Below are 13,621 nucleotides of genomic sequence, written 5' to 3'. Positions count from 1 at the left end.
GTTCTCCGTCGGCTGACTTTTCAATTTTATACCAATTCTTCGACCGGCTGCTGCTCCTGTCCGTCCTGACCGGCTTCGTGGGCGGCCTGCTTCTCGGTTTTCAGGTCGGCGTCTACCGGCTTCTGGTAGCCCAGAATGGTCAGCATCGTTTCGCTTTCCTGTTCCGGCGCAAACAGGCGCGTGGTGATGTTGCCGTCCGAGTCCCGGTCCACGATGACGTGCTGCGGTGCCGGGATGAGGCAGTGCTGGATGCCGCCGTAGCCGCCCAGCGACTCCTGATAGGCACCCGTATGGAAAAACCCGATGTACTGGTCCTCGCTGTCCTGGTCGTAGATCGGCAGGTACAGGTCGGCGCTGTGGGCTTCCGTGTTGTAGAAGTCGTGCGAGTCGCAGGTCAGGCCGCCAAGGTTCACTTTCTGGTACGGATTATCCCAGTTGTTGATCGCCAGCATGATGTATTTCTGACCGAGGCCCCACGAATCAGGCAGATGCGTAATGAACGAGCCGTCGATCATGTACCAGAGTTCCTTGTCGTTCTGCAGCTTCTGGTCGATGATCTTGTAGATCACCGCGCCGCTCTCGCCCACCGTGTACGAACCGAACTCCGTGAAGATGTGCGGCACGAGCACGTTGTTCTTGTTGCAGATCCACTGAATGCTTTCCACAATCTGGTCGACCATCGCCTGGTAATCGTACGTAAACTGGAACGAGGTTTGGATCGGCATGCCTCCCCCGATGTCGATGGAGTCGAGGTCCGGGCAGATTTTCCGCAGTTCGCAGTATTTGTACATAAACCGGCTCAGTTCGCTCCAGTAATACGCGCTGTCTTTGATGCCCGTATTGATGAAGAAGTGCAGCATTTTCAGCTTGAACTTCGGGTTGTTCTGGATTTTGGACCGGTACAGTTCGTTCACGTCACTGTAGCGAATACCCAGCCGCGAGGTGTAGAACGCAAAGTTGGGTTCTTCGTCCGTGGCGATCCGGATGCCAAAGTTCACCGTGTCGGCCGTTACGGCGTTCTCGTAGGCTTCGATTTCCTTCAGGTTATCCAGAACGGGCACGACGTTGAAGCCGTCGTTGATCAGTTCCGAAATGTATTGCGTGTACAGCGGCCGTTTGTAGCCGTTGCAGATGAGGTACGTACTCTTGCTCACCTTGCCGTCTTCGTAGAGCGACCGGATGATGGGAATATCGTAGGCCGACGACGTTTCGAGGTGAATGTTATTCTTTAATGCTTCTTCCAGCACAAACCGGAAATGCGACGATTTGGTACAGTACGCGTACGTGTACGAGCCCTTGTAATTATAGCGTTTGATCGCATTCTTGAACAGCAGCTTGGCATGCTCGATGTGTTCGCTGATTTTCGGCAGGTACGTCAGTTTCAGCGGCGTACCGTACTGCTTGATAATGTCCATCAGCGGGACGTTGTTGAACAACAGCGAATTGTTCTCCACTTTGAATTCGAGCGTCGGAAACTCGAAGGTCTGTTCAATCAGGTCGTTGTAGCTTTTCATCCTTTCGGCAGAAGCATAAAAGCGATTTATTGGTTATAAAAAAAGTGTGCGAAATTGACATAAAAAGAGCGACTTTCCAACAGTCTGGTAAATCCCTTCACGAAACCATAATCTCCACATCCGGGACGCCTGATTGTCAAGTCGCTGACGATAGTTCTTTCGCACTTAGGGAAACGAAATTTCCGGGGTTTTTGATTCGGTCCGGCCCGTTTTTTTTAAATGCTTTTCCCCCAGACCTCTGAACGGGGCGCGTTTAAAAAACTTCTATTTTAGCACGACAAAAAATTTTACATGCAGCCCAAGTCCATTCACTTCATATCCATCGGCGGCAGCGCCATGCACAACCTTGCCCTCGCACTGCAACAGCAGGGCCATTCCATCACCGGTTCCGACGACGAAATCTATGAGCCCTCCCGCTCGCGCCTCGAACGCGCCGGACTCCTGCCGGCGCAGATGGGCTGGAACCCCGACCACATCCACGCGGGCCTCGACGCCGTCATCCTGGGCATGCATGCCCGCAAGGACAATGCCGAACTGCTGCGCGCGCAGGAACTGGGCCTGCCGATTTATTCCTATCCCGAATTCATCTACGAACAAAGCCGCCATAAACAGCGCGTCGTCATCGCCGGAAGCCACGGCAAAACGACCATTACGGGCATGATTCTGCACGTGCTCCGGCACCACCGGCGTTCGTTCGATTACCTCGTCGGGGCGCAGCTGGACGGCTTCGACACCATGGTTCAGCTGACAGGAGAAGCTCCCGTGCTGGTGGTGGAAGGCGATGAATACGGAGCCTCGCCCCTCGACCCGCGCCCGAAGTTCCTGTTTTTCCAGCCGCATATCGTGCTCATCAGCGGCATCGCCTGGGACCACGTCAACATCTACCCGACCTACGAACAGTACGTCCACCAGTTCGAGTTGCTGGCCGATTCGCTGCCCAAAGCCGGTACTATCATCTTCGACGATACGGACGATATGCTCGACGTCATCGCGCTGAAGGAACGCGAAGGCGTGACCCGCCAGCCCTACGACGTTCACCCGTACCGCATCGAAAATGGAAAGACTTTCCTCAAAACGAAATTGCTCGGCGACGTGCCCGTGCTGGTTTTCGGCGAGCACAACATGAAGAATATCGCCGGTGCCCTGGCCGTCTGCGAGCGGCTTGGCATCACGGAGGAGCAGTTTTACGAAGCCATTCAATCGTTCAAAGGCGCGGCCCGAAGGCTGGAACTGGTGTCGCAGAACGAACAGACAACCGTGTTCCGCGATTTTGCCCACGCGCCGTCCAAAGTAGAGGCCACCACGGCTGCCGTCCGCCAGCAGTTTCCGCGGCACAAGCTGGTGGCCTGCGTCGAGCTGCACACCTTCAGCAGCCTCAACAAGGCGTTTCTGAGTCAGTACCGCGACAAACTCGACAAAGCCGACGCGGCGGCGGTCTTCTACAGTCCGCACACGCTCGAAATGAAACGGATGGAGCCGATCTCGGCCGACGAAATCGTGTCTGCCTTCGACCGCCCGGACCTGCAGGTCTTCACCGATCCGACCCAGTTAAAAGCGTTTATCGATGCCCAGCAGAACGGCCTGCCGACGGTGGTGCTGATGATGAGCTCGGGGACGTTCGGAGGAATTGTCTGAACCGCGCGGCGGACCGTCGGGATTGACGCTGATTTTAATGATTGACATGATTTTTATGGAGGCGAAGCTCTTCAAGATAAATCGCTAAAATCAGCGTCAATCCCGACGGTCCGCCGCGCGGTTCAGGACGGGTTCATCAGAAACGCCAGCAGATCGGCCAGCTGCTGCTCGCTCAGGCCCATGGCCGTCGGGTCGGGCATGAGGCTGGTGGTGTACTGTTTGCGGGAGGCAATTTTTGAGGTCGGGATGGTCTGTTTCTGTCCGGCGGCATCCTTAATGACCAACGCCTGTTTGTTGTCGCTGATCAGAAAACCGTAGTGCGTATCGCCGGACTGGGTCGTAATCAGCCAGGGCTCGTAACCGAAAGCCAGACTCGCGCTCGGATTCAGAATGGCATCCAGCAGGCCGTTTCTGTCGAATTTCGTGTGAATCCGGGTTAGCTGCGGACCGATGTTATTCCCCTGCTCCCCGTGCCGGTGGCAAGTGGCGCAGTGGGTTTTGAAGACGGTCAGCCCGGCCGTTTTGCTGCCGTTAAGGGCATTAATTTTTTGCGGCGAAAGACTGGCTGAAGCCCCGGGTTTGGTAAAATAATCCGCGGCCATAATGCGCACGTTCAGGTCCGGGTTGGAGAAGATCACTTCGCCGACCAGGGCCGTCAGGTCGGACGGCAGTTTTTTATCCGCCGCCAGTCCGACGAGCAGTTTACCGCCTTCCGGCGTGGCCGCCATTTCCCGGGCCAGTTTCTGCTTTTCTTCCGCTTTCGTGTATTCATCCAGCAGTTTCTGGCGCAGGGCCAGCATTCGCTGTTCGCTTTCGGACCGTTTGGGCGGCACTACTTCGTCCCAGTTCAACAGATTGGCCCAGTCGTTGCCGCGCCGGAAAGAAACCCAATAGTCAGCCTGGCGAGCCAAGGTCGTATCCGCCGATTTGGTCAGGTCGGCCATGAACCGGGCGGCTTTTTCGTCGTTCATAAAACCCAGCGCCACAAGCGCCTGTCGCCGGGCCTCCGCCGAAAGCGCGGGGGCCGCGGCCCGCTGTTTCATGGCTTCGGCCGCGGCGGCGGGGTGCAGTTCCCAGACGAGGTCCGCCTGCGGCTGGCTCCACTGCGTCGGGTCGGCCGGAAGTCCGGTCCGCAGCATGTCGTAGATGGCGTCCGTTTTGCGCCAGGAAGCAATGCCGAGCGCGGTCAGGTAATAGCGGTCACGACCGTCGTACTGGCTGAACAGCTTGGCGAGCATCACCCGGCAGTCGTCGAAAGGAACGTCCCGCAGCACGATTGCCACCTCCCGCCGGACCGCCGCCGACGGGTCCTCGGCCAGCATACTGACCAGATTACGGTACTGCGGAAACTGATACTGGTTTCGGTCGGTAAACAGCGGTTTCAGGGCCCGGAACGCCACCAGCCGCGTGTTTTCGTCGGGATGCACCGTCAGCTTTTCCACCTCCGCCACGCCCTTCGGACCCAGCTGCGCCAGCAGCCAGATGGCCCGCGCCCGGTGAAACGGATTCGCGGCCGTCAGCAGTTTTTTGACGGGCTTGATGGCCTTCTCCCCTTTTGCCCGCAGCGCCGCAAAGCCCAGCGCCCGCACGTTCACGGCGGGATTTTGCAAAGCAAGGATTTGCCCCTTCGTGGTTTTTACGTCGATGCGGGGCGTGGTCAGTTTCCGGTTTTTGGGCGTGATGCGGTAAATGCGGCCGTAGCCTTTTTTGTCGTGCATGGCGTGGCCGCCCACGATGGGGTCATACCAGTCGGCAACGTACAGCGCCCCGTCGGTTCCTACCGCCACGTCGCTCGGCCGAAACCATTTGCGGGTGTCGTTGGCGACGTCATTCCATTTATAAGTCTCATCGACCTGCGGAAACGTGCTGATAAAATCGCGGCGGGGAAGCCGGAAGCCCGCGCCCTCGGGTTCGGGTTTGTAGCTGAAAATCACGTTGCGGCCAGCCTCGGCGCTCAGGAGCATGCCCCGGTATTGCGGACCTAGTTCGTCGCCTTCGTAGACGACCACCCCCGTCGGCGAACCCGCGCCCGTCAGGTCGCCGAGCGGCACCACGCCGGGGTCTTCCTGATGCCAGTGCGCCGCAGCGATCGACTGACCCGGCCGCTGGTCGCCCTGCCAGTAACGGGTCCCGTCGGCGCTGAAGTAGCCCATGCTGCCGCCTTCCAGAACGAAACTCGTGCGGCAGGCCACCACCTGGTCGTCGTTATCGTTCTGCCACAGATTGCCGTACGAGTCCAGCGCCGTTTCGTAGTTGTTCCGGAAATTGTGCGCCAGCACTTTCAGTCCCGTCCCGTCCGGCCGAACGCGGAGGGCCAGACCGCCGACCCAGACCTGCCCGTCATCGCTGGTCTGTGCGCCTTCGTTTTTGAGGTTGTACGGCGTCCCGCCAGTGTAGAGGCTACCCGAGCGGAGTGTCCAGCCCGCTTTGTCGGTCACCAGGTGAGGCCCGGCATTGCCGGTGTTGAAGTACCAGTTGCCGTCCGGCCCAGTTACCAGCGCGTGCAGCGAATGGTCATGGTCGAGGCCGCCGAAGCCGGTCAGCAGGATTTCTTTTTTGTCCGGTTTGTCGTCGCCGTTTTGGTCGGTGTACACGACCAGATGCGGCGCGGCCGAGACGATGACTTTATTGCCAATAACAGCAATACCCAGCGGCGATTTCAGGTCTTTATCCTGCACGAACACTTTGCTGTGGTCGGCGCGCCCGTCTCCGTTGGTGTCTTCCAGAATGACCACCCGCTCGCCTTCGGCGTGGTTGAGGCGGGCGTCGGGCTTGTTGTTGAAGTCGCGGTAGTTGACGGCTTCGGTCACCCAGACTCGGCCCCGGGCGTCGATGTCGAGGTTCGTCGGATTGAAAAACTGCGGCGACTCGGCCCAGAGCGTTGCCTCCAGATCGTCTGGTAAATAGAGTCGGGCGGAGTCGCTGCCCAGTGGCGCGGACTGGCGGACGCGGCTTTCCGGCTCAGCGGGCAGGGCGGCTGGCGTTGCCGGTCTTTCGTTCAGTTCGGCCCACCAGAAGAGGCTGGCAACGAAGCCCGAAAGCATCAGAAACGGCGCTTTCGGCATGGCTATTCCGGTTGAAAATCTCATCTGGCTGGCTCGTTAAGGCGTTCATAACCAAAGGAAATATGAAATCTCAGGATATGCAACTTATTATTATAAGTTCTACTAAAAATATCGTGGAACGATGTTGCTTCCATCATAGGACCTGATCAGGCAAGCTGCTAGGCCAGCAGTTTCCGCGTAAATTCGTTGTTCTGAATATAGCTTTCCAGCATCGGTTTTTTGTCCGGAATAGCACCCTCGATATGAATCCATCCGCTGTAGCCGATCTCGTCCAGCACTCGCCGCACTTCCGGATAATTCACTTTGCCCTGGCCTAGCAGGAAGCCGTTTTCCTTGAAGTGCAGTTCGCAGATCAGGTTCTGTTTCCCAAGCCAGCGCATCTCCTGTAGAATGTCGTAGCCCATGACGGTTGAATTGCAGACGTCGTAATAGACCTTCAGCGCCGGGGAGCCGACCGCCTCAATGATTCGCAGGTGATCTTCGGCGCTCAGCCAGGATTCAATGGCAAGCGTCACGCCGGCTTTTTCGGCTTTGGGCGCTACGGCTTTCAGGCGTTCAATCACCACTTTCTGCCCGGCCGGGTCGTTGCGCAGATCGCCTTTGCTGAAAAAAGCCAGCAGAACATTCCGGACGCCTAAAGCGCGGGCTACGCCGATGCTGTCCTGAACCCATTCTTCGGCGCGCGGGTCGGACTTGTAGGGAACCGAATTGAGTTCACCCAGGGCCAGGCCGCCGATTTTGACACCCGTTCGTCGGGCGGCATCGAGGTACGCTTTTTGCACCTCCTTCTGCCGCAGATGCATGTTATTGTCCGCTGAACCCATATTAACCTGCAGTCCATCCAGACCAATTTGCCTGGCCACCTCGAAGGCGGCAATTTTGCTGGATTGACCGATAGACCAGTCGCAGGCCCCGATCTGGAAGCGCGGGGGTTTCCGGGCGAGAACGGGTGTGACGAAAGGCAGCGCGGCCAGGGTGGTGAGGACGGTTCGGCGGTTCATATAGCGTTTTTTTCTCGCAGATTAACGATTCGCCGCAGCGACACAGATTTGAAACGCAGATTCTGCCGATTTCTCTGCGAACATCTGCGTTTCAAATCTGTGTCGCCGCGGCGAACCGCTAATCTGCGGGAAACCTGTTGATTGTTAAAAGTATTTTTTCAAAAAATTTTCACTCACTTCCAACCCTTTTCTCCCAAACCGGGTCTGGAAGTTGAACGGTATGCTGGATGAACGAGCACTAGTTGACGGGTGTCGAAGAAAAGACCGAACGGCGCAGCGAAAACTCTATGAGTTGTTCGCCGGGAAGCTATTTGTCGTTGCCCAGCGCTACACCAAAGACCGCGATGATGCCGAAGATGTGCTCCAGGACTCTTTCGTGAAGGCATTCAATCACCTCGACAGTTTCCGGTTTGAGTGCCCGCTCGAAGCGTGGCTCAAACGAATTGTTATCAATACGGCCCTCAAACACATCCGCAAACAAAAGCCCTGGCAAAACCAGACCGACGTGGAAGAAGTGGCCTACGCCCTGCCCCAGGCGGAAGACAGCCTCGCGGGCCTGCACTACCAGCAACTGCTGAGACTGGTACAGGAACTCCCGACCGGCTGCCAGACCGTATTCAATCTGTACGCGATCGAAGGGTACACTCACCCCGAAATTGCTAATATGCTCGAAATTTCAGAAGGCACGTCCAAGTCCCAGTATTCGCGGGCCCGGATGCTGCTGCAACAAAAAATTCAGAACGAACTCCGGATAAGAAATGAGTCAGTCTGAAGAAAATATGTTCGAAAAACAATGGCGCAACGCCTTCAATGAGGCAACCGACACTCCGCCCATGCGGGTTTGGGATGCCATTGAACGCCAGCTCAACGAAGAGGAGCACGGGGCGGTGGTTATTCCGTTCTGGACACGGTTGCGGCCGTTTGCCTACGGAGCCGCAGCGGCCGTAGCCCTCATTCTGCTGGGCTGGTGGGCCTTTTACGAGGCCGACCGGGCCGGCGCAGACTCGCCGGGCTTGGCCCGTCAGGAAAGCATACCGGCGCCCTCGGGTCCGGCGTCATCCGAACAGGTGGCGGCGGCAGAGCAAACGGCGGCTGACGCGGCCGGACGGAATCCGAATTCCCTTTCCCCGGAACAACCCGAGGCCTCCGCCACGCCCCCCGCGGTGCGGTACGATGAAGCCGTTGCCGGACGGCTCCGCACGAACTGGAAAACGCCCGGTACTTCGTCGGCGCTGCAAACGCCCCCCCGATCGGAGTCCTTTGCGGACCTGCCCAGTACGATGTCGGCCGTTTCGCCCCGGAGCCGGACAGATTTCCGGTCGGGCGAAAGCGCAGACCATCAACCAGCAATTGCCGCAAAGACATCAGAGACGGTACAGGAGCGTTTCAGCCGTTCGGATGCCGCTATGGCAACCGGAGCCCTCGAACGCCGGGAGGCTTCCTATGCCCTGCTGGCGGGCAAACCGTTCTCGCTCCGTTCCCGCCAGGGCATCAGCCGGGTGGTCTGGTTCCGGATGCCCGATGACTTGGCCGCTCCCCAGATCGACCGGAAGAGCCGCAGCAAGGAATACTGGACCGCCGTAACGGTAATGCCTATGTCGTTCAACCCCGCGGCTTCCGTCCGGGTTACGGGCCTGACGCCGGTCTACGCAACGGCCAGCCCCTCGATGCTGTCGAACCAGGGCGTATCGACCCAGCCGGAGATTCAGAACCGCGCCCGGATGTCGCTGTCGATGCAGTGGAATACTGGGATGAAAGTTTCGGAACACTGGTCGGTCGAAACCGGCGTCATGTATTTGCAGGGTAACGCGACCGCCCAGAGCAACGCCGTGGTCATGACCGCCATGAGCAGTTCGGCCGACAACCTGCTGGAAACGGCGCTCAAAAACAGCGCGCTGGGACAGGACAAGCAGGCAAACTTTGACCCCAGTCGCAGCAATTCGCTCTATGCCGCGGCGACCAACAGCACGACGGTTGCCAACGAATTCCGGTTTGTGCAGATTCCGGTTCAGGCGGGCTACCACATTCGCCCGGCGGGCAAGGTGAGCTATGCCCTGCTGGGTGGAATTCTGGCCAATGTCTTCCTTCAGAATACCGTCGGAACGGTGGAAGTAACGCCGGACGACGCCGTTTACCGCCCCGTTACGCTTTCAGGAACGGGAGGCGTGCGCATCAACTACCGCCCCACCCGCCGCTGGTCAGGTTCAGTGACCGGCTCTTATCAGTACGCGCTCCAGACGGGTACGCGTCCGGAGGCCCAGGTGCAGACCCGCCCGCAGGCTATGGGTATCGGGGTCGGTATGAACTACCACTTTTGATTGAAGCGCAGACGGCTTCTTTGCGCTTCAATCAAAAATTTTCTCTTCTCTTCCAACCCCTCCCTGCTGTGCCGGGTCTTTTGGGCACAGTAAACAAATAAATTGCATTACCACCCATGAAAAAGATCTCATTTTTTGCCAGAACCCTCGCCATTCCGACTCTGGCTCTGGTGATGATAACCAATAGCTGCCAGCGGGACAACACACCTGCGCCCGCTGGAGGAACGTTTACGCCCTCGGCCGGAGCGCGGCAATTCGCCGTTAAGACCAACGACTTTTCCTTTGATTTTCTGAAAAACGTCAATCAGCTGGAAAAGAAGGATAAGAATATCTTCATCTCGCCGCTGAGCCTGCACATGGCGCTCGGCATGCTGCTGAACGGAGCCAACGGCAAAACCGCCGAGGAAATGCGGAAAACGCTGAAACTCGACGAGGTGTCGGCCCAGGATGCCAACGAAGTGTACAAACAGCTGCTGGAAGGTCTGCCCAAAGCCGACCCCAAGGTGACGACCAAGCTTGCCAACGCCATTTTCTACCGGAACGACTTTTCGGTGGAGCCGGACTTCCTGAACCTGAGCCGCAATTACTTCTCGGCGCAGGTAGCGGCGGAAGACTTCTCGAATCAGGCCGCCGCACTCGCCAAAATCAACCGGTGGGCCAGCGACAATACCAACGGCAAGATTCCCACAGTGCTGACCGAAATCACGCGTGATCAGGTAATGTTCCTGCTGAACGCCCTGTATTTCAAAGGCGACTGGAAAATCCCGTTCGACCCGAAAGCGACCTACGACGCTCCGTTCCAGATCACCGGTGACCAGCAGAAGACGGTGAAGATGATGAATCTGAACACCAACCTGCGCCGCGCTTACCGCCAGAATTATTCGGCCGTTGAACTGCCCTACGGAGACGGCACGTACCGCATGACGGTTCTGCTGCCCGCTACCAATTCGTCGGCCGATGCCCTCGTTCAATCGCTGAACGCCACCGAATGGGCGCAGCTGCAGCAGAGCATGACCGAAGGCAAGACGATGGTCGGCCTGCCGAAGTTTACGCTGGAATACGAGAAGAATCTGAACGACGAACTAAAGGCAATGGGCATGCCTACGGCGTTCAGCCAGTTTGCGGACTTTTCAAAAATCAGCAAAAGCAACGGCCTGGCGGTCAGCTTCGTAAAGCAGAATACGTTTGTCGCCGTGGATGAAAAAGGTACGGAAGCGGCGGCCGTTACAACAATCGGCGTCGAACTGACGTCCGTCGGCCCGGCTCCGATCATCTGCGACCGGCCGTTTGTGGTGCTGATTACGGAACAGCAGACGGGTGCGGTCCTGTTTATGGGTAAAATCGTTAATCCGGAATCAAAATGATACGTGCATTTCTGATGACGCTGGTTGCTGCGGTCCTGATGTCGCTCTCGAACTGCGAACGAAACGAGGAAAGCGTGGTTCCGGCCGACCCGACCAAACTAAGCGGCGAGTGGAAACTGGTGGAGCCGGCCTCGGCGTATGAGGTGACGCTCAAACTGGAAGTAGACCCGGCGGCGCAGACTATCGCTGGCGTTACGCCCTTCAAAGTGTCCGGACGGTCATCGGTCAACCAGTACTTTGCGCTGGCTTCTTTCGGGTCATCCGCCCAGGAAGGAACCAACCCGGGCAACGGCGTCAGCGTTGGGGTCATCGGTGCCACCAAAATGGCCGGTCCGCCCGAAGCCATGCAGTTTGAGACGGAGTACTTCAACAACCTGAAGGCCGTCAGCCGGTACGAGCTGACCTCCCGAAACCGTCTGCGGCTGTTGTACAACGGCAGCAAGTCCGGCGTACTGATTTACGAGAAAACAAAGTAGCGACAACCTGAATACACCATTGGCCGGGCTGTCCACACCCAGTCCGGTCAGCAAAAACTTACCGTTCATTACCTCTGATTCATTGTGCAAAAACGCGAAAACCCGGCGGCTCCTGCTGCCGGGTTTTTTATTAATAAGTTATCGTATTTTAATCCGGCCATTCCAACCTTCCTTTCTTAACCGGGGTCATAACCGCGTCACTAAACCAGGCTGTTATGAAATCCAACCTTTTACTCCTCTTTGTTGCAGCCCTGCTGGCCTCCTGGGGCTGCACGGATAAATGCCGCGAAACGCGCGTGTTCCGGCAGTTTACGCCGCAAACCTTTACCGCCGCGCAGCTTCGGCAAAGCATCGCTCAGGAAGAAGCCCGCACGCTGGTCAACCCCGGCAAGATCTATTACAAAGACGGCTATCTGTTCATCAACGAGGTGAAGGAAGGCATCCACGTCATCGACAACCGCAATCCGGAAAACCCGAAAATGGTGACTTTCCTGCGGATTCCGGGCAACGGCGACATGGCGGTCCGCAACAACATTCTGTACGCCGACAGCTACATGGATCTGGTGGCGCTGGACATCAGCAATCCGGCCAGCATCAAACCCGCCGGACGGGCCGAGAACGTCTTCCGCAACGGGACATTCGACGGGGCCTGGTGGTCGTTCGACTCGACCCGGAACCTTGTCAGCGACCAGCGTGTGGACTACGTGACCCAGACCGTCAACACGAACTGCGACAACAGCCAGCCGTCGGGCAACTGGTGGTGGGGCGGCGTGGCCTTCTTTGCCGACACGCGCGGCCTATCGAACATGAGCAGCGCCGCTCCTTCGCAGAACTCCAACGGCACCGGCGGTTCGATGGCCCGCTTCACGCTTTACAACAATTACCTGTATACCGTGGGGCAGAACGAACTGGTTCTGTTCGACATTCAGAATCCGACCAGTCCGCGCAAAGGCAGCCGGGTTAATCTGGGCTGGGGCATCGAAACCATCTTTCCGTATAAAGACAAACTGTTTATCGGCTCCACGACGGGAATGCACATCTACGACGCCAGCAACCCGGCCAAACCAACGCACCTGAGCACGTTCCAGCACGCGATGGCCTGCGACCCGGTGGTGGTCGAAAACGACATTGCGTATGTGACGCTGCGATCGGGCAATTTCTGTACCCGGGCCAGCAACCAGCTGGATGTGGTGGACGTGAGCAATGCCGCCGCGCCGCGCCTGATCAAAACCTATCCGATGCAGAATCCGCACGGGCTGGGCATCGACGCCAAAACGCTGTTTGTCTGCGAAGGCCGCCACGGGCTGAAATCACTGGACGCCAACAGCATCCTGAACATCACGGAGCTTCAGCGGCTGACGGGTATGGACGCCTACGACGTGATTCCGCTCGGCAACTACGACCGCGGCCGCCTCCTGCTGATGATCGGCAAAGACGGGCTTTATCAGTTTGACTACAGCAACCCGCGAAGCCTGCGGCAACTGAGCAAAATTCCGGTCGATCGTCCCTGGTAAACCCGTAACAACATGAAAACGACGAATTCTTTTCTGCGGCTCCTGCTGCGTCATAAGCACCTTTCCGTTCCGTTCACGCTGCTTGCCTGGCTCCTGCTGCTTACCTCGGCGTTTGGGCAGCAGACGCCGTTCCGGCCGCATTTCACAAATATGACCGAACTGGGTGTGCTGTTCGGTCAGGTGCGCTACGGCGTAACATTCGTAAGCGGCGTTAATGAAGGTGTTCAGAAGCGGCAAAATATTACCGGGCAGACGTTCAACGGCGTGCAGCTGCGCCCCAGACTGGCCGTGGGTGGCGTGGTTGGAGTGGACTGGTATAATTCGGCTCTGCTGATGCCCATTGGGGCGGGGGTCCGCTACGACCTGGGCAAGCCAAGCCGGAACTTACGGATCTTCTCCAGTCTGGACACGGGTTACGGCTTTACCTGGTTCAACGAAGACCCGACGGGCTACAAAACGAAGGGAGGCTGGATGATTTCGCCGGGTGTGGGCTTCCGCATCGGCAAGCCGCAGAGCACAAACTTTATCTTATCGCTGAGCTACAAACGGCAGGAAGCCGAAGCCGAAAAGCCCCTCGGCGGGAACGAACTCTACAAGTACGAAACCCGGGTGTACAACCGCGTAGCACTGCGGGCGGGAATTAGTTTTTGAGATAGACAAGAGAGAAAAGACAAAAGAGAAAAGAGACAAAGGACTTAAGTCGGGAAGAAGCTTCACACGACCAAAAGTCTTTT

Annotated in this window: 10 protein-coding genes; 7 read left to right on the top strand and 3 right to left on the bottom strand. The window is 57.6% G+C overall.

Features of this window, described 5'->3' with window-relative positions; all coding sequences use genetic code 11:
- Positions 1–26 precede the first annotated feature (26 nt).
- Positions 27–1,514 carry a type III PLP-dependent enzyme domain-containing protein gene (locus ORG26_RS11875; RefSeq protein ID WP_266361981.1) on the bottom strand — a complete coding sequence of 496 codons (1,488 nt, stop codon included), beginning with the start codon at positions 1,512–1,514 and terminating at the stop codon, positions 27–29.
- A gap of 291 nt (positions 1,515–1,805) precedes the next feature.
- On the opposite strand from ORG26_RS11875, the gene ORG26_RS11870 reads away from it, so the two are divergent.
- Positions 1,806–3,149, top strand: coding sequence for a UDP-N-acetylmuramate--L-alanine ligase (locus tag ORG26_RS11870; RefSeq protein WP_266361979.1), 1,344 nt, complete (start codon positions 1,806–1,808; stop codon positions 3,147–3,149).
- A gap of 122 nt (positions 3,150–3,271) precedes the next feature.
- On the opposite strand, the gene ORG26_RS11865 is transcribed toward ORG26_RS11870, so the two are convergent.
- Together ORG26_RS11865 and ORG26_RS11860 are read right to left on the bottom strand one after the other, a co-directional pair.
- The gene (locus ORG26_RS11865; RefSeq protein WP_266361977.1) at positions 3,272–6,238 is read right to left on the bottom strand and encodes a PVC-type heme-binding CxxCH protein; all 2,967 of its coding nucleotides are present in this window, start codon (positions 6,236–6,238) and stop codon (positions 3,272–3,274) included.
- A gap of 134 nt (positions 6,239–6,372) precedes the next feature.
- Entirely contained in the window at positions 6,373–7,215 is an 843-nt protein-coding gene (locus ORG26_RS11860) for a sugar phosphate isomerase/epimerase family protein (protein WP_266361975.1), read from the bottom strand.
- Between the two features lie 220 nt (positions 7,216–7,435).
- Between ORG26_RS11860 and ORG26_RS11855 the strand changes: the two genes are divergently transcribed.
- The 6 genes from ORG26_RS11855 to ORG26_RS11830 all read left to right on the top strand — a co-directional run bounded on the left by ORG26_RS11855 (position 7,436) and on the right by ORG26_RS11830 (position 13,538).
- The gene (locus ORG26_RS11855) at positions 7,436–7,987 is read left to right on the top strand and encodes an RNA polymerase sigma factor (RefSeq protein ID WP_266361973.1); all 552 of its coding nucleotides are present in this window, start codon (positions 7,436–7,438) and stop codon (positions 7,985–7,987) included.
- A complete protein-coding gene (locus ORG26_RS11850) occupies positions 7,974–9,533 on the top strand; it encodes an outer membrane beta-barrel protein (protein ID WP_266361971.1) in 1,560 nt (519 codons plus the stop codon). The genes ORG26_RS11855 and ORG26_RS11850 overlap by 14 nt, the downstream gene beginning before the upstream one ends.
- Before the next feature lie 116 nt (positions 9,534–9,649).
- Positions 9,650–10,897, top strand: coding sequence for a serpin family protein (locus ORG26_RS11845; RefSeq protein WP_266361969.1), 1,248 nt, complete (start codon positions 9,650–9,652; stop codon positions 10,895–10,897).
- Positions 10,894–11,373 carry an META domain-containing protein gene (locus ORG26_RS11840; protein WP_266361967.1) on the top strand — a complete coding sequence of 160 codons (480 nt, stop codon included), beginning with the start codon at positions 10,894–10,896 and terminating at the stop codon, positions 11,371–11,373. Before ORG26_RS11845 ends, ORG26_RS11840 begins: the two co-directional genes overlap by 4 nt.
- Positions 11,374–11,588: 215 nt before the next feature.
- The gene (locus ORG26_RS11835) at positions 11,589–12,887 is read left to right on the top strand and encodes an LVIVD repeat-containing protein (protein ID WP_266361965.1); all 1,299 of its coding nucleotides are present in this window, start codon (positions 11,589–11,591) and stop codon (positions 12,885–12,887) included.
- 12 nt (positions 12,888–12,899) lie between these two features.
- Positions 12,900–13,538 carry a hypothetical protein gene (locus ORG26_RS11830; protein ID WP_266361963.1) on the top strand — a complete coding sequence of 213 codons (639 nt, stop codon included), beginning with the start codon at positions 12,900–12,902 and terminating at the stop codon, positions 13,536–13,538.
- Positions 13,539–13,621 lie beyond the last annotated feature (83 nt).

It is taken from the genome of Tellurirhabdus rosea (assembly GCF_026278345.1).
In the GTDB taxonomy this organism is placed as follows: Bacteria; Bacteroidota; Bacteroidia; order Cytophagales; family Spirosomataceae; genus Tellurirhabdus; species Tellurirhabdus rosea.
This window is presented reverse-complemented; position numbering and strand designations above follow the sequence as displayed.